Origin of the sequence: Burkholderia pyrrocinia, from assembly GCF_003330765.1 — a bacterium.
Classification (GTDB): Bacteria; Pseudomonadota; Gammaproteobacteria; order Burkholderiales; family Burkholderiaceae; genus Burkholderia; species Burkholderia pyrrocinia_B.
Genome location: NZ_CP024902.1, coordinates 239,894 through 254,833, shown reverse-complemented (window position 1 = coordinate 254,833; position 14,940 = coordinate 239,894). Strand labels below are relative to the sequence as shown.

The 14,940-nt window shown below is 67.0% G+C and carries 15 protein-coding genes; 7 read left to right on the top strand and 8 right to left on the bottom strand.

The window, feature by feature from the left end; translation table 11 throughout:
* Positions 1–48 precede the first annotated feature (48 nt).
* Positions 49–477 carry a YraN family protein gene (locus CUJ89_RS01150; protein ID WP_201752292.1) on the bottom strand — a complete coding sequence of 143 codons (429 nt, stop codon included), beginning with the start codon at positions 475–477 and terminating at the stop codon, positions 49–51.
* 46 nt (positions 478–523) lie between these two features.
* Between CUJ89_RS01150 and rsmI the strand changes: the two genes are divergently transcribed.
* A complete protein-coding gene (gene rsmI / locus CUJ89_RS01145) occupies positions 524–1,402 on the top strand; it encodes a 16S rRNA (cytidine(1402)-2'-O)-methyltransferase (protein WP_114175612.1) in 879 nt (292 codons plus the stop codon).
* Between the two features lie 78 nt (positions 1,403–1,480).
* On the opposite strand, the gene CUJ89_RS01140 is transcribed toward rsmI, so the two are convergent.
* Positions 1,481–2,089 carry a septal ring lytic transglycosylase RlpA family protein gene (locus tag CUJ89_RS01140; protein ID WP_114175610.1) on the bottom strand — a complete coding sequence of 203 codons (609 nt, stop codon included), beginning with the start codon at positions 2,087–2,089 and terminating at the stop codon, positions 1,481–1,483.
* A gap of 657 nt (positions 2,090–2,746) precedes the next feature.
* On the opposite strand from CUJ89_RS01140, the gene CUJ89_RS01135 reads away from it, so the two are divergent.
* The 3 genes from CUJ89_RS01135 (at position 2,747) to CUJ89_RS01125 (ending at position 4,597) form a co-directional block, all read left to right on the top strand.
* Complete coding sequence (locus tag CUJ89_RS01135; RefSeq protein WP_114175608.1) at positions 2,747–3,391, top strand: MBL fold metallo-hydrolase; 645 nt, start codon at positions 2,747–2,749, stop codon at positions 3,389–3,391.
* The gene (locus CUJ89_RS01130) at positions 3,388–4,047 is read left to right on the top strand and encodes an exonuclease (protein ID WP_114175606.1); all 660 of its coding nucleotides are present in this window, start codon (positions 3,388–3,390) and stop codon (positions 4,045–4,047) included. The genes CUJ89_RS01135 and CUJ89_RS01130 overlap by 4 nt, the downstream gene beginning before the upstream one ends.
* A 79-nt stretch (positions 4,048–4,126) precedes the next feature.
* Positions 4,127–4,597, top strand: a complete 471-nt coding sequence (locus CUJ89_RS01125) for an Lrp/AsnC family transcriptional regulator (RefSeq protein ID WP_006477376.1) — start codon at positions 4,127–4,129, stop codon at positions 4,595–4,597.
* A 10-nt stretch (positions 4,598–4,607) separates the two neighbouring features.
* Here the strand turns inward: CUJ89_RS01125 and CUJ89_RS01120 are convergent, their stop codons facing one another.
* The 3 genes from CUJ89_RS01120 to CUJ89_RS01110 form a co-directional block, all read right to left on the bottom strand.
* On the bottom strand, positions 4,608–5,765 hold the full coding sequence (locus CUJ89_RS01120; protein ID WP_114175604.1) for a cation diffusion facilitator family transporter: 1,158 nt from the start codon (positions 5,763–5,765) through the stop codon (positions 4,608–4,610).
* A 241-nt stretch (positions 5,766–6,006) separates the two neighbouring features.
* Complete coding sequence (locus CUJ89_RS01115) at positions 6,007–6,300, bottom strand: H-NS family nucleoid-associated regulatory protein (protein ID WP_114175602.1); 294 nt, start codon at positions 6,298–6,300, stop codon at positions 6,007–6,009.
* Positions 6,301–6,656: 356 nt separating this feature from the next.
* Positions 6,657–7,316, bottom strand: a complete 660-nt coding sequence (locus tag CUJ89_RS01110; protein WP_114178447.1) for a HugZ family protein — start codon at positions 7,314–7,316, stop codon at positions 6,657–6,659.
* A 255-nt stretch (positions 7,317–7,571) separates the two neighbouring features.
* On the opposite strand from CUJ89_RS01110, the gene CUJ89_RS01105 reads away from it, so the two are divergent.
* Positions 7,572–8,789: an MFS transporter gene (locus CUJ89_RS01105; protein WP_114178446.1), complete on the top strand. Its 1,218-nt coding sequence runs from the start codon at positions 7,572–7,574 to the stop codon at positions 8,787–8,789.
* A gap of 76 nt (positions 8,790–8,865) precedes the next feature.
* On the opposite strand, the gene CUJ89_RS01100 is transcribed toward CUJ89_RS01105, so the two are convergent.
* Together CUJ89_RS01100 and CUJ89_RS01095 are read right to left on the bottom strand one after the other, a co-directional pair.
* Positions 8,866–10,008, bottom strand: coding sequence for a branched-chain amino acid ABC transporter substrate-binding protein (locus CUJ89_RS01100; RefSeq protein WP_114175600.1), 1,143 nt, complete (start codon positions 10,006–10,008; stop codon positions 8,866–8,868).
* 443 nt (positions 10,009–10,451) lie between these two features.
* Entirely contained in the window at positions 10,452–11,531 is a 1,080-nt protein-coding gene (locus tag CUJ89_RS01095) for an NAD(P)H-dependent flavin oxidoreductase (protein ID WP_114175598.1), read from the bottom strand.
* Positions 11,532–11,754: 223 nt separating this feature from the next.
* Here CUJ89_RS01095 and CUJ89_RS01090 point away from each other — a divergent pair, with 223 nt between their 5' ends.
* Both CUJ89_RS01090 and CUJ89_RS01085 read left to right on the top strand, forming a co-directional pair.
* Entirely contained in the window at positions 11,755–12,447 is a 693-nt protein-coding gene (locus CUJ89_RS01090) for a dienelactone hydrolase family protein (RefSeq protein ID WP_114175596.1), read from the top strand.
* Positions 12,448–12,528: 81 nt separating this feature from the next.
* Positions 12,529–14,007, top strand: coding sequence for an amidase (locus tag CUJ89_RS01085; RefSeq protein WP_114175594.1), 1,479 nt, complete (start codon positions 12,529–12,531; stop codon positions 14,005–14,007).
* Between the two features lie 84 nt (positions 14,008–14,091).
* On the opposite strand, the gene metF is transcribed toward CUJ89_RS01085, so the two are convergent.
* Positions 14,092–14,922 (bottom strand): methylenetetrahydrofolate reductase [NAD(P)H], encoded by an 831-nt coding sequence (gene metF, locus CUJ89_RS01080; protein ID WP_114175592.1) that lies wholly within the window; start codon positions 14,920–14,922, stop codon positions 14,092–14,094.
* Positions 14,923–14,940 lie beyond the last annotated feature (18 nt).

Sequence of the window (14,940 nt, the reverse complement as noted above, 5' to 3'; positions counted from 1 at the left end):
TCTCCGGGGATCCGGCAAGAACTCTTTACATCTGGTCACAGCTCGCGGCTACGCGTCGTCGGTACGAAATGCGTCGCGCAGCCACACGAGCCGCCCGGCCTCGAACGCGACGACGTCGAAACGGCACGCGGCACCGGCATCGTGCCGCGCCCAGAACTGGAGCGCCGCCGCGACCAGACGCCGCCGCTTGCGCCAGCCGACGCTCGCTGCCGCGCCGCCATGCCGGACACTGCGCCGCGCGCGCACTTCGACGAACACGAGCATGCCGTCGGGCTCGCGCATCACGAGGTCGAGCTCGCCGCCGCGCATCGTCACGTTCGCCGCGACGAACACGAGGCCGCGGCGTTCGAGAAACTGTCGCGCCCGCTGCTCGAACGCCGCACCGACCGGTTTGGATTGCGCCGCGCCGGAAAAGTTGTCGCCCGCGCGCGGCAAACCGCGCTCGCCGCCCGGCCGGGCCGGCGCCGCGTGGCACAATGCCGTCCTTGTTCCGCTTGCGCCGCGATTGCGTGCATTGCCTGCCATGACTGCCCTCCTCGAACTCGCGCATACGCAGCACTATCCGGACGCCGCGCTCTATGTGGTCGCCACGCCGATCGGCAATACCGCCGACATCACTCTGCGCGCGCTGCACGTGCTCGGCCTCGTCGACCGCATTGCGGCCGAAGACACCCGCAACACCGGCCAGTTGCTCGCCCGCTACGGGATCTCGAAGCCGCTCGTCGCCGTGCACGAGCACAACGAACGCGAAGCCGCGCAGCGCGTGATCGAACTGCTGCGCGGCGGCGAACGCGTGGCCTACGTATCGGACGCCGGCACGCCCGGCATCTCGGACCCCGGCGCGCGGCTCGTCGACGCGGTGCGCGACGCCGGCTTCGCGGTGATCCCGCTGCCGGGCGCGAGTGCGGCCGTGACCGCGCTGAGCGTGGCCGGCGACTGGGCCGGCGCATTCACGTTCGCGGGCTTCCTGCCGCCGAAGGCCAGGCAGCGCGCAACCGCGCTGCAGGCGCTGGCGTCGCACCCGTATGCGCTGGTGTTCTACGAAGCGCCGCACCGGATCGCCGAAACCGTCGCCGCGCTCGCCGAAGCGTTCGGCCCCGCGCGCCGGCTGCTGATCGCGCGCGAGCTCACCAAGCTACACGAGCAGCTGTTCCAGGGCACCCTGGCCGAAGGACAGACCTGGCTCGCCGGCGATCCGAACCGGCAGCGCGGCGAGTTCGTGGTGGTCGTCGAAGGCGCGCCGGCGAACAGCGGCGAAACCGACGACACCGCGCACGACGCGCTGCTCAGGCTGCTGCTGGAGGAAGTACCGGTGAAGAGCGCGGCCAAGCTCGCGGCCGCGCTGACGGGCGCGTCGCGCAACACGCTGTATGCGCGTGCGCTCGCGCTGAAGGAAGGCTGACGCGCGGCAGCGCCGCGCAGAAACGACAAAGGGCTGCCTTCCGGCAGCCCTTTGTGCATGAGCGGACGATCCGCCGCGTTACTTCGCCGAGTTCGACGCGAACATTTCGTCGCGCGCCTCGCGCGCTTCCTGCGGCGACAGCCCTTCGATCTTCACGCGACCCGTACCGGCGTGCACGAGGCCGATCACCTTGGCGGCCGCATACGACAGGTCGAGCACGCGGCCGCGCTTGAACGGCCCGCGATCGTTGACCTTCACGACGACCCACTTGCCGGACGACGCGTTCGTCACCTTGATGTACGACGACAGCGGCAGCGTGCGGTGCGCGGCGGTGAGCGCGTTCATGTTGAAGCGTTCGCCGTTCGCGGTGCGGCGGCCGTGGAAATCCTTCCCGTACCACGATGCGCGGCCCGTCTGGCGGAAGTCGGACACATCCTTGCCGTCGATCGGCTCGGCGTCCGCCAGCGACGACTTCTTCGTGTCCTTGTTGTCCGCAGCCGGCATCGAGGCCAGCGCGGAATCGAAATTGAGTTGCTTGTCGTTGTCCGCCTTCGCGGCAGCGGCCGTCTTGTCGACCGCGTTCTTCTGGTTCGCGCTTCCGGTGGTCTGGCTGGGTGGCACCGCGCAGCCCGTCAACGCAAAAAACAATGCAATAGTCCCGAATCGACTCGGAAATCGTAAATTCATCGACGTGTCGCCTTCTGGTTCGGGCCGCTCTTCATCACGCTGCGTCGCAACGCAAACACGCGGCCCGGACGGCAAATGCGCGCACGCCCCGCTCGGATGCGAGCAGGCGGCTAGCATGGGCGCGGCTTTCGTCTAGGCCGCAACCGTCCTGATTAGTTTTCACGTCTGGCGCAACCTGTCCCCGGCAGCCTGACCAGACCCCACATGCCGCCATCGAACATGGCTTTCACGTTCGCGCGCGTCGATACGACCAACGCACAGGAACGGCGGCACAGGCCTCATCCGGCGACGCGGCAGCAGGGCCGCAGGCGGGCGCACGCAGCACCCGGCCGGACAAGACGTGAGCACCGAATGCTCGGTGCTGGATACACCGCCGGACTCCCCGGCGGCTGATGCTTGACGGTGAATCCGACGCCGCATTTAACGGGGCCGAAACACCAGCGAATTGCGTGAAATTCACGCTCAATGGGGCGCATTATACATAAACCCGAAGGCCATCTCGAAAAGCGGCCCGTCCGGACCATTGATTCTCACTATGGCGGTAACAATCGACATGCTCCGGGAATGCCCGCACCGGTGCGTCGCAGCGTGCGTCGCGCGGGCGGCAGGCAGCACGCGCGACCGGTACAATCGCTCCTTTTAGCCGCCGGTGCCTCCATGAAAGTCACGCTCATTCCGGTCACGCCGTTCCAGCAGAACTGCTCGCTGCTCGTCTGCGAGAAGACGGGCCGCGCCGCCGTCGTCGATCCGGGCGGCGATCTCGACCGGATCGAACAGGAAGTCGCGCGGCAGAACGTGCAGGTCGAGAAGGTGCTGCTCACGCACGGGCACATCGATCACTGCGCGGGCGCGAAGACGCTTGCGACGCACTACGGCGTGCCGATCGAGGGACCGCAGGAAGAAGAACGCTTCTGGATCGAGAAACTGCCGATGCAGAGCGAGCGCTTCGGCTTTCCGGCCGCCGAAACCTTCGAACCCGACCACTGGCTGAACGACGGCGACACCGTGCAGTTCGGCGACGAGACGCTCGAGGTCTACCACTGCCCGGGCCACACGCCCGGCCACGTCGTGTTCTTCAGCCGCGCGCATCGCGTCGCGATCGTCGGCGACGTGCTGTTCGCGGGCTCGATCGGCCGTACCGATTTCCCGCGCGGCAATCACGAGGATCTCGTCCGTTCGATCAAGGAGAAGCTGTGGCCGCTCGGCGACGACGTCACGTTCGTGCCGGGCCACGGCCCCGTCTCGACGTTCGGCGACGAGCGCCGCACGAACCCGTTCGTGTCCGACAGGGTATTCGGATGAACCAGACCGCCATCCCCGAAATCTACGTCAGCACCGACGTCGAGGCCGACGGCCCGATTCCCGGCCCGCACTCGATGCTGAGCTTCGCATCGGCCGCCTATACCGAGGACAAGCAACTGATCGCGACGTTCTCGGCGAACCTCGAGACGCTGCCCGGCGCGCAGGCGCACCCGGTGCAGGAAGCCTGGTGGAAGACCGAGCCCGACGCATGGGCCGCATGCCGGCGCGACCTGCAGGCGCCCGAGGCGGCGCTGGTCGCGTACGTCGACTGGGTCGAGGCGCTGCCCGGCAAGCCCGTGTTCGTCGCGATGCCGGCCGGCTTCGACTTCACGTTCATGTTCTGGTACATGATGCGCTTCACGGGACGCTGCCCGTTCTCGTGGTCGGCGCTCGACATCAAGACGCTCGCGTTCGCGATGACGGGCCTGCCGTACCGCAAGGCGATCAAGCCGCGCTTTCCGAAGCACTGGTTCGACGATCATCCGCACACGCACGTCGCGCTGGACGACGCGATCGAGCAAGGTACGCTGTTCTGCAACATGCTCGCCGACCTGCGCCGGCAGCAGGCCGCGCTCGCGGGCCTCGCCGTGTCGGACACCGATCGGTCGGAAAACGCGGGGGCGGGACAAATCCCCACGGATCCTCGGGCAAATTAGCGAATCTCGCTCAACAGCGCCACGCCAGATTGCCTTTCCTTTCCCGGCCCTCTAACATTCAGCATGTTGTAGCTGCCGCATGGAGGCGCAGGTGACGCTCGATTCCTTTTCGCAAAAAATCCTTCGCCTGTTGCAGCTCGACGCGCGCCGTTCCGTGCAGGAAATCTCCGACCAGGTCGGCCTGTCGAGCACGCCGTGCTGGCGCCGCATCAAGGACATGGAACAGTCGGGCGTGATCCAGCGCTACACGGCGCTGCTCGATCGCGAGAAGCTCGGCCTGCACGTCTGCGCGCTCGCGCACGTGCACCTGACCCGCCACAACGAAGGCGGCGTCGAGCAGTTCGAGCGCGAGATCGCGACCTGCCCGGAAGTCACCGAGTGCTACAGCACGACCGGCGAAGCCGATTACATCCTCAAGATCGTCGCGCCCGACATCAAGGCCTACGACGTGTTCCTGCACGAACGCATCTTCAAGATCCCTGCCGTATCGCAGGTGCGCACGAGCGTCGTGCTGCGCGAGATCAAGTTCGACACGCAACTGCCGCTGTAACGCGCGGACCTCACGCCTGCGCGGGCATCGCGCGCGTGAAGCCGATCCGGCGCGCGCCGAACTCGTGCCTCAGCGCGTCGACATCGAGCCGGCCGGCCAGCGCCGCATCGGTGTCGCGCAGATCGCTGGCGAGCGTCACGTCGATCTCGAGCCCCGTACTCAGGTAATGCAGGTTGATCTCCGCCGCGCGCAGCCCGCGCCGCGCGAGCGCGGCCTCGAGCCGTGCCGCGATCTCGCCGCGCGGCGGCAGCGCGAGCGCCGGACGGCGCGCCGCGTCGTTCTCCGGGTCGACATGGATCAGCGCATCGAGCACGCGCGGGTCGGACAGCACGCGCGCACGCGCGGTCTCGGCGATGTAATGCCCTTCGGAGACGGAGATCTTCGGATCGACGAGGATGTGCGCGTCGACGAGCGCGGCATCGCCCATCTTGCGCGTGCGCAGATCGTGCACGTCGCGCACGCCGGGCGTCGCCGCGAGCAGCGCGCGGATCTCGGCCGCGTCGGCCGTCCCGAGCGCGCGGTCGGAAAGGTCCTGCAGCGCGTCATAGCCGAACGTCCAGCCCATGCGCGCGACCATGAAGCCGACGATCGCCGCCGCGATCGGGTCGAGCAGCCGCACACCGGCCAGGCTGCCGACGATGCCGATCGCGACGACGAGCGACGACGCGGCATCCGACCGCGCATGCCATGCGTTCGCGACGAGCATCGCCGAGCGCACGCGCCGTGCCTCGCGCAGCATGTAGCGAAACAGCGCTTCTTTCGACACGAGCACCGTCAGCGCGACGAGCAGCGCGGAAAAATGCACGGCCGGGATGTTTTCGAGATTAACGAGCCGGTCGCCGGCCCGCCAGAGCATGCCGATTCCGACCGCAATCAGGATCGCGCCGAGAAACAGCGAAGCAACCGTCTCATAGCGGCTGTGTCCGTAATTGTGGTCGGCATCCGGCGATGCGCCGCTATGCCGATTCGCAACCAGCACGACAAAATCCGAGATCAAATCGGAAATCGAATGCACACCGTCAGCAATCAATGCCTGCGAATGCGCAATCGTGCCGACGACGATCTGAAAAGTCGCAAGCACGACATTCAGCACAATACTGACGAGCGTGCTCTTGCGCGCAACCGCGTGCTTATCTGCGCTCTGCGCGTCGCCGGAAAACGTGGACATGAAATATGAGATATCGGTGTGCGATACGCAATTCTATCAAACGCGCCCCGCGAACCCGTCCAATACCCACAAATTTCTTATTTAAATCAATCGCTTATGCGAACGTGTCGCATTTTCATTCACACGGCATTCTTACATTTTTGTGACAATTCTCATGCGCCTGCCGGCGCCGGAAACAAAAAAGCCGCGCTCCTGAACGGACACACGGCTCTTTTGAAGAACAGACAACTTAAACAAACGTTTAAATCACAAACTGTTCGCGGTTCTTGCCGGCGATCCAGCGCGGCGGCTTGCCGCGGCCCGACCACGTCGCGCCCGTTTCCGGATCGCGGTATTTCGCAGCCACGCCTGCGCGCGGACGGCCAACCTTGCCTGCCTTCGCGCGGCTGAGACCGAGTTCGGCGAGCGAAAAGCCGTAGTCGGCAATTTTCTGCTTCACGTCATTCAGCACTTCAGCGTATTCACGCGACTTCGCTTCTTCGATTTGCTTCTCCAGCTTCTCCCGCTGGGCCAGCAGGTCCTTGTAAGAAGACATAGTTTCCCTTTCTATCTGACTAATGGCGCCGGTCTGTAGCCAGCTCACCATACATGAAATATATTGTGCCTCGGATTTTCGAAGGCAGAGATTAGCACAGAAAAGATTTGATAGAAGCGAGATTCATGAAAATACCGAGACCAATTGTAATTCGCGCATGTCATTTTGACCGGCCACGGCCTTTTCTCAAATCTTTACGCCGCTACACAGAGATTAGGACAATAGCGATCTCGTATTCGATCTATCAACATACGCAATTACCCTGCATTCGAAAAAATCAAAGCTTTCATAGGACGACAGCTTTGCGAAAATCAGATGGTGCGGTTTGCTAAACGGACAAACCGCCACCCGCGACGTCACGCCACATCCCGCGCGCACGCAATCAACCGTTCACGCAGCGCGCCGGCATCGGCCGGCGGCGCATCGAACGGCGTGCGCACGCGGCGGCCGTCGCATCGCCAGTCGGCGCCGTGGCGATCGACACCGAGCAATTCAAGCCCGTCGCGGCGCGCATCGCCGGCATCGTAGGCGTCCCACAGCGCCTGTTCCTCGTCGAAGGCGAGCGGCGGCAGCGCATCGAGCTGCGTGCCGTCGACCCAGCCCATGCGCCCGAAACCGCCGATATAGCGCAGCCGCTCGACATCGAGCGCCCAGAACGTGAAATCGCCAAGCGCGAGATAGCGCGCGGCGTCCGGCTCGTAGCGCCGGTAGCGCGCGGTGACGTGCGGATTGTCGCCGAGCGGCACGAACCGGCCGAGCAGCGTCGCGCGCTCGGCGTTCAGCACGTCGCCGTCGGGCGCGTCGACGACGAGGAAGCCCGCGCGCGGATCGGCGGCAAGATTGCGCGTGTGCTCGGCGAGGCCGCTCACGAGGATCACGGGCCGATGGCTTGCATCGGGTGCAAACGGGACGACCGTCGGATACGGGAAGCCCTGCGGATCGCGTGCGTGGGTGGCAAGCGTGCCGAGCGCGCAGCGATGCAGCAGATGCAGGGCGAAGGCGGGATCGATGTTCAAGAGGACTCCTGCTGTCGAAAGGCGGCGCTTCGGGCGCGCCGCGTGCGCTTCGATGTTACCCGCGGGCGCCGCACGCCGCGTATCGGTCGAACGGCCGATGCGGTACCGGACGATCGTCGCGCGGCGGCGATGCGGCCCGATCGCCGGATCATCGGCCGAACGGGCATTGCCCGGCAGGATCGTAAGCGGTTCGATAGAATCGGACGAATCCGACGGGCGCCGCGTGCGTCCGCGCATTTTTTGACGAGCCTTCCCGTGTCCGAATCTTCCTCCGCTGAATCGTCGTCCCCGTTCGCCGCGCCGCCCGACGCGCATCGCGTGCTGTCGCTCCCGGCCCGCCAGCGTGCGCGCACGGCGTCGATGGCGCTGTTCTTCGTCGCCGGCATGATGTACGCGTCGTGGGGCGTGCACGTGCCGACCGTGCGCGACAAGTTCGCGCTGAGCCCCGGGATGCTGTCGATCGCGCTGTTCGCGGTCGCCGGCGGCTCGATCGCCGCGATGCTGACCATCGCGCGCTGGATCGCGCGCGTCGGCTCGCGCACCGCGTGCCTCGCGGGCGGGCTGGTGATGTCCGCGTGCGCGGCGCTGATCCTCGTCGTGCCCGACTACTGGATGCTGCTCGCGGTGCTGGCGCTGTTCGGCTTCTCGATGGCGACGCTCGATGTCGCGATGAACGCCGAGGCCAGCGCGGTCGAGATCGCGCTCGGCAAGCCGATCATGTCGTCGCTGCACGGGATGTTCAGCATCGGCGGGATGTCGGGCGCGGCGGCCGGCGGCGCGCTGCTGTCGGCTGGCATGGCGCCGGCCGTGCATCTCGCGCTCGCGGCGGCGGCGAGCGCCGCGGTGCTCGTGGCCGCGAGCCCGGCCGTGCTGCCGCATGTGCCGCACCACGAACACGCGCACGGCGGCAGCAATCGCTGGCGCTCGCCCGCGTTGTGGATGCTCGGCGGCATCGCGCTCGTCGCGCTGATCGCCGAAGGCGCGATGTACGACTGGGCGACGGTCTACATGCGCGACGTCGTCGCGGCGAGCCCGGCGCTCGCGAGCGCCGCGTACGCGGCGTTCTCGGGCGGGATGGCCATCGCGCGCTTCGCGGGCGACGCCGTGCGCGCCCGCTTCGGCGCGCCGCAGCTCGTGTTCGCGAGCGCGTCGCTCGCGTGCGCGGGCATGATCGGCGCGCTGCTGCTGCCGTATCCGGCCGCGGTGCTGACCGGCTTCACGCTGATGGGCCTCGGCCTCGCGAACATGATGCCCGTGCTGTTCGCGGCCGCCGCGCGCGTGAAAGGCATCCACGCGGCCGAAGGGCTCGCGCATGTGGCGGGGCTCGCGTATTTCGGACTGCTGTTCGGTCCGGTCGTGATCGGCGCGGTCGCGCAGGCCGCGAACCTGACGATCGGCCTGTCGGTCGTCGCGCTGTGCGCAGCGCTTGTCGCGGCCATCGCGCCGAAAGTGCTCGCACACCTGAAGATCTGACGGCGCAGCCAAAAAAGAAAGCGCGCATGCGTTGCCGCATGCGCGCTTTCGCCCCTTCTGTTGACCGCTTTTTGCGTTACATCTTCACTTCGTCGAGCAGCGACTTCTTGCCGCCCTTGTAGTTGTACAGCGAAATCACGCCGTGCTGCAGGTCGCCCTTCGAATCGAAGGTCGTCTTGCCGATCACGCCCGTGTAGTTCGTCGCCGGCATCGCGGCGAGGATCTTCGCCGGATCCGTCGAGTTCGAGCGCTTCATCGCGTCGACGATGATGTACACGGCGTCATACGTGAACGGTGCGTAGATCTGGATCGGCTGACCGAAGCGCTTCTCGTACTTCGCCTTGAACGCGCCGCCGCCCGGCATCTTCTCGAGCGAGGCACCGGCTTCCGAGCACACGATGTTGTCGGTCGCGTCGCCAGCCAGGTCGGCCAGCTTCTCCGTGCACACGCCGTCGCCCGCGAAGATCTTCGCGCGCAGGCCGAGCTGCTTCGCCTGCTTCGCGAACGGGCCGCCCGTGGCGTCCATGCCGCCGTACATGATCGCGTCCGGGTTCTCGCCCTTGATCTTCGTGAGAATCGCGCGGAAGTCGACCGCCTTGTCGTTGGTCGCGTCGTGCGACATCACGTTCAGGCCGAGCGCCTTCGCCTTCTTCTCGAACTCGTTCGCGAGACCCTGGCCGTATGCGGTCGAATCGTCGACCACCGCCACGCTCTTGATGCCCTTCGAGTGCGCGTAGTTCGCGAGTGCCGGGCCCTGCTGCGCATCGGTCGCCACCACGCGGTACGTGGTCTTGAAGCCCTGCTGCGTATAGGCCGGGTTGGTCGCCGACGGCGAGATCTGCACGATGCCCGCATCGCTGTAGATCTTCGAGGCCGGGATCGACGTGCCCGAGTTCAGGTGGCCGACCACCGCGACGACCTTGTCGTCGACGAGCTTCTGCGCAACCTGCGTGGCCTGCCGCGGGTCGGCCGCGTCATCCTGCGCGTCGAGTTGCAGCGTGATTTTCTGGCCGCCGACCGTGAGACCCTTGGCGTTGATCTCCTCGACTGCGAGACGTGCACCGTTTTCGTTGTCCTTGCCCAGGTGTGCAATACCGCCCGTCAAGGGCGCGACGTGGCCGATCTTGACGACTTGATCGGCAGCCGCGTTGCTTGCAGCTGCAACGCACAGCATCGCCGCAGCGGTGATCGGCAACAGCTTTTGCATCTTGATATTCATGTGAGTCTCCAGTTTCGGTCCCAATAAACGCCATCGCCCGGTGCCCCGCTGCCATCCCTGTGTTTGCAATCACTGGACGATTCGCCGGTTGCATCGTTCATGCACTTGGCCTCAAGCACGTGAAAACAGCCGCTTTTAGCAGCTACCCGTCCGTACTTGCGCGCAAGTGTAGGTGATCAAATTAATTTGTGGGACTTTTTTGGGGTAGTGGTAACACTACCGATATACACACTTTGGAATGACTACTCGAATATCGCTGCAAGCCATGCCGGATAAGGGTTTCCGCTAATTTCCGGCAGCTTGTCGAAAGGTCGTTTCAAAACATTCCCGGGTCATTTCGATTCGGTATTTTGTGCCCCGGATCATTGAATGAAACGCGCGTGACAACGCGCGCGTTTCATCGTCCGATACGAGCCGTTCAGGCGGTCGTTGAAACGAACGGCTCAGGCGGTCGATGCGCGCCATTCGGCGTCGAGCGCGGCAACGAGCTGCGACGTCGTCAGCGCATCGCCGCGCCGCCGCGCGAGCGGCGCGCCCTGCCCGGCCCACAGCGACAGGTAGTCGCCGTCGTTCGCGCGTGCAGCGGCCTGGCGCAGCGGCTGCGTCAGCGCGTTCTGCACCGGGTACGGCGCGGCGTCGGCCACGCGTTCGCCGAGCCGCGCCATCAGCGTGTTGCGCAGCCCGCGCGCATGGCGGCCGGTGATCGCGCGCGTGACCTGCGTCGACGTATCGGCGCTGGCAAGGAGGCGCGCCTTCCAGTCCGCCGCGATCGCGCTTTCCGTACAGGTGAGGAATGCGGTGCCGAGCTGGGCGCCCTGCGCACCGAGCGCGAGCGCGGCCGCGATCCCGCGGCCGTCCATGATGCCGCCCGCGGCGAGCACGGGCAGGCCCGTCGCGTCGACGAGTTGCGGCACGAGCGTGAGCGTGCCGATCAGCGCGTCTTCGGCGGAACCGATGAACGTGCCGCGATGGCCGCCCGCCTCGGCACCCTGCGCGGACAGCGCGTCGGCACCGGCCGCCTGCCACGCGAGCCCTTCGGCCACGTGCGTCGCGGTGCCGATCACGTAGGTGCCGGCGGCTTTCAGGCGCGCGACGTCGGCCGCGTCGAGCACGCCGAACGTGAAGCTCGCGACCGGCACGCGCAATGACACGAGCATGTCGAACTGCGCGCGGAAGTCGGGCGCGTAACGCGCGGGCGCAACGCCCGGCGGCAGCCCGAGCGCCGCGTTCAGCGGGTCGATTGCCGCCAGTGCGCGCGCGACGGTCGCCGCGTCAGGCGCGGCGTCGGGCAGCACGAACAGGTTGACCGCGAACGGGCGATCGGTGGCCGCGCGGATGGCTTCGACTTCGGCCGCGAGGCGCTCGGGCGCGAACGCGCCGGCGCCGAGGCTGCCGAGCGCGCCGGCATTCGATGCGGCGGCGACCATCGCGGCCGTGGTCGCGCCGACCATCGGCGCTTGCACGAGCGGCAGGCGCAGGCCGAAGCGTTCGGAAAAGGGCGTGGAAAACAGACGGGCAGACATGGCGAATCCTTCGATGACGATGCGCGAAAGCGCTTTGTAAAGGCCGGCACATCGACTCTATCGAAGCGGCGCACCGTCGAAAAATGAATAATCGAGATCGAATCGATCGCTGCGCGAGAAGCGGGCGCGTGCCCTGCACCGCCAACCGATTGGTGGCACACTAGGCCGCCCTCTTTCACCCCGGGGTGCGCACGGTGCGCCCCGTTCGCCAGGAGTTCAAAACGTGACTGCCCAATGGATCGATATCCCGACCGGTAACGACAGCTTCGGTGGCTATCTCGCGCTGCCCAAGCGCGGCAAGGGCCCTGCCGTCATCATCATCCAGGAGATCTTCGGCGTGAACTCGCACATCCGCGCGGTCGCCGACCAGTACGCGTCCGACGGCTTCGTCGCGCTCGCGCCGGACGTGTTCTGGCGCACGCAGCCGCGCGTCGAGCTGACCTACGAAGGCGCGGATCGCGACAAAGGCATCGAGCTGATGAAAAAGACCGACGTGGGTCTGGCGGTCGCGGACATCGGCGCGGCGGCCGACGCATTGCGCGCGCGCGCCGAAGTGGCCGGCAAGATCGCCGCGATCGGCTACTGCTTCGGCGGCCAGCTCGCGTACCGCGCGGCCGCGACCGGCAAGGTCGACGCGGCGGTCGCCTATTACGGCGGCGGCATCCAGAACGCGCTCGACCTCGCCGGCAAGGTCACGCAGCCGATCCTGTTCCACTACGCGGAAAACGACCACGGGATCCCGCTCGCGGCCGTCGACCAGGTGAAGGCCGCGTTCGCCGGCCACGGCCACGCGTCCTTCCACGTGTATCCGGGCGCCGAGCACGGCTTCAACTGCACGGATCGCGCGTCGTACAACCAGCGCGCGTCGGCGCTCGCGCACGGCCGCACGCTGACGTTCCTCGCCGAGCACCTGTAAAAACGGCCGGCCGCGGGCCCATCGCGCCGGGCCCGCGTTATTCTTCCACCATCGCCACGAGTCACAACGGGGGTGACAGCGATGCACTCGGACTATCTCGCGCATGATGCGATCGGCCTTGCCGCGCTCGTGCGCGAACGCAAGGCGAGCCCGCGCGAACTGCTCGACGCCGCGATCGGACAGGCCGAAGCAGTCAACGGCGCGATCAACGCGATCGTGCTGCAGGATTACGAAGCCGCGCGCCAGCGTGCGGCCGGCGCGCCCGATAGCGGCGCCGACGCGCCGTTCGCCGGCGTTCCGTATCTCGTCAAGGATCTCGGCGCGGCGGTCGCCGGGCTGCCGCTGTCGATGGGCAGCCGGCACTACCGCTATTTCGTGCCCGGCGACGATTCGCCGCTGATCGCGAAAAGCCGGGCGGCGGGGCTCAACGTGTTCGGCAAGACCAACACGTCGGAGATCGGGCAGATGCCGTACACGGAGCCCGAGCTGTTCGGCGCGTGCCGCAACCCGTGGAATCTCGACCATACGCCGGGCGGCTCGAGCGGCGGCGCGGCGGCGGCCGTCGCGGCCGGCATCGTGCCGCTCGCGCATGCGTCCGACGGCGGCGGCTCGATCCGCATTCCGGCGTCGTGCTGCGGGCTGTTCGGGCTGAAGCCGAGCCGCAATCCGATGCTCGTCGACCTGCCGTCGAACGGCGACATGGTCGTCCAGCATGCGGTCGCGCGCAGCGTGCGCGACAGCGCGCTGCTGCTCGACGTGACGACCGGCCAGACGCTGTCGCCCGGCGCGCCCGGCACGTTTCTCGGCGCGCTCGACGCGCCGCCCGGCCCGCTGCGGATCGGCCTCGTCGTCGATCCGATGCTCGCGCCGGCGCTCGCGGAAGACACGCGCGCGGCGCTCGACGACGCGGCCGCGCTGCTCGAATCGCTCGGCCACCATGTCGAGCCGGCGACGCTGCACGTCGACTACGCGCGCGCGGCCGAAACCTTCCTCACGCTGTGGGCGACGATCGCCGAGGAGATGGTGCTCGGCGCGCGCGAGCTGACCGGCCGCACGCCGCGGCGCGGCGAATTCGAAGCCGCGACGTGGGCGATGGCCGTGGTCGGCCGGCGCCTCGCGCGCACGCGCCTGCCGGACGTGCTCGAATGGCAGCGCCAGCTCACCGTGCAGGTCGCCGGCCTCGTGTCGCGCTACGACGCCATCCTGTGCGCGTCGCTCGCGGGGCCGCCGGTGAAGATCGGAGAATTGCAGCCGACGCCGTTCGAATCGGCGCAAATGAAGCTGCTAGCCACGCTGCCGGTGAAACCGCTGCTGAAGGAAATGCTCGCGAAGGCGTCGGAAAAGGCGTTCGCGTGGGCCGGCTGCACCGAGCTGTTCAACCTGACCGGCCAGCCGGCGATGTCGGTACCGCTCTACTGGAACGCGCGCGGGCTGCCGATCGGCGTGCAGTTCGCCGCGCGCCACGGCGACGATGCGTTGCTGCTGAAGCTCGCACGTCAGCTCGAACAGGCGCGCCCGTGGTTCGACCGCCGCCCGCCGCTGATGCAGGCGCAGCGCTGACGCAATCGGCATCGGCAACCATCGAAAAAAAGCCCCGCCGGCGAAACCGGCGGGGCTTGTGCGCATGCAATCGCGTGGCGGCGCTTACACGGCGAGCCGTTCGCAGATCGTCCGCGTCGCGGCCGCTGTGTTCAGCGTATAGAAGTGCAGCCCCGGCACGCCCGCGTCGATCAGGCGCTGGCACAGCCCCGTGACGACGTCCGCGCCGAATGCGCGGATCGCGTCGCGATCGTCGCCGAAGCTCTCGAGCCGGCGCGCGACCCAGCGCGGCACTTCGGCGCCGCACATCTCGGAGAAGCGCATCAGCTGCGAGAAGTTCGTGATCGGCATGATGCCCGGCACGATCGGCACGTCCACACCCAGCTTGCGCGCATCGTCGACGAAGCGGAAATACGCGTCGGCATTGAAGAAGTACTGCGTGATCGCGGAATTCGCGCCGGCTTTCACCTTGCGCGCGAAATTCTCGAGATCGGCCTTCGGCGAGCGCGATTGCGGGTGGTACTCCGGATAGCCGGCGACCTCGATGTGGAACCAGTCGCCATGCTCGGCGCGGATGAAGCTGACGAGCTCGGACGCATAGCGCAGCTCGCCGACCGCACCCATCCCCGACGGCAGATCGCCGCGCAGCGCGACGATGTGACGGATGCCGTACGAGCGGTACTGGTCGAGGATCGCGCGCAGGCTGTCGCGCGACGAACCGATGCACGACAGGTGCGGCGCGGCCTCGAGGCCGTCCTTCTGCATGTCGAGCACGGTATCGAGCGTGCCCTGCTGCGTCGAGCCGCCTGCGCCGAACGTCACGGAGACGAATTTCGGCTTCAGCGGCAGCAGCTGCGCACGGGTCGCGCGCAGCTTTTCGACGCCCTCCGCCGTCTTCGGCGGGAAGAATTCAAACGAGAGTTCGATCGGTTTCATGATTCGGTGGGTTCAGCC

Coding starts and splice junctions, on each gene's coding strand:
- CUJ89_RS01130 (WP_114175606.1), top strand. CDS start 3,388: ATGAACCAGACCGCCATCCCCGAAATCTACGTCAGCACCGACGTCGAG.
- CUJ89_RS01135 (WP_114175608.1), top strand. CDS start 2,747: ATGAAAGTCACGCTCATTCCGGTCACGCCGTTCCAGCAGAACTGCTCG.
- CUJ89_RS01095 (WP_114175598.1), bottom strand. CDS start 11,531: ATGTCTGCCCGTCTGTTTTCCACGCCCTTTTCCGAACGCTTCGGCCTG.
- CUJ89_RS01085 (WP_114175594.1), top strand. CDS start 12,529: ATGCACTCGGACTATCTCGCGCATGATGCGATCGGCCTTGCCGCGCTC.
- metF (WP_114175592.1), bottom strand. CDS start 14,922: ATGAAACCGATCGAACTCTCGTTTGAATTCTTCCCGCCGAAGACGGCG.
- CUJ89_RS01125 (WP_006477376.1), top strand. CDS start 4,127: ATGGAGGCGCAGGTGACGCTCGATTCCTTTTCGCAAAAAATCCTTCGC.
- CUJ89_RS01100 (WP_114175600.1), bottom strand. CDS start 10,008: ATGAATATCAAGATGCAAAAGCTGTTGCCGATCACCGCTGCGGCGATG.
- CUJ89_RS01140 (WP_114175610.1), bottom strand. CDS start 2,089: ATGAATTTACGATTTCCGAGTCGATTCGGGACTATTGCATTGTTTTTT.
- CUJ89_RS01120 (WP_114175604.1), bottom strand. CDS start 5,765: ATGTCCACGTTTTCCGGCGACGCGCAGAGCGCAGATAAGCACGCGGTT.
- rsmI (WP_114175612.1), top strand. CDS start 524: ATGACTGCCCTCCTCGAACTCGCGCATACGCAGCACTATCCGGACGCC.
- CUJ89_RS01115 (WP_114175602.1), bottom strand. CDS start 6,300: ATGTCTTCTTACAAGGACCTGCTGGCCCAGCGGGAGAAGCTGGAGAAG.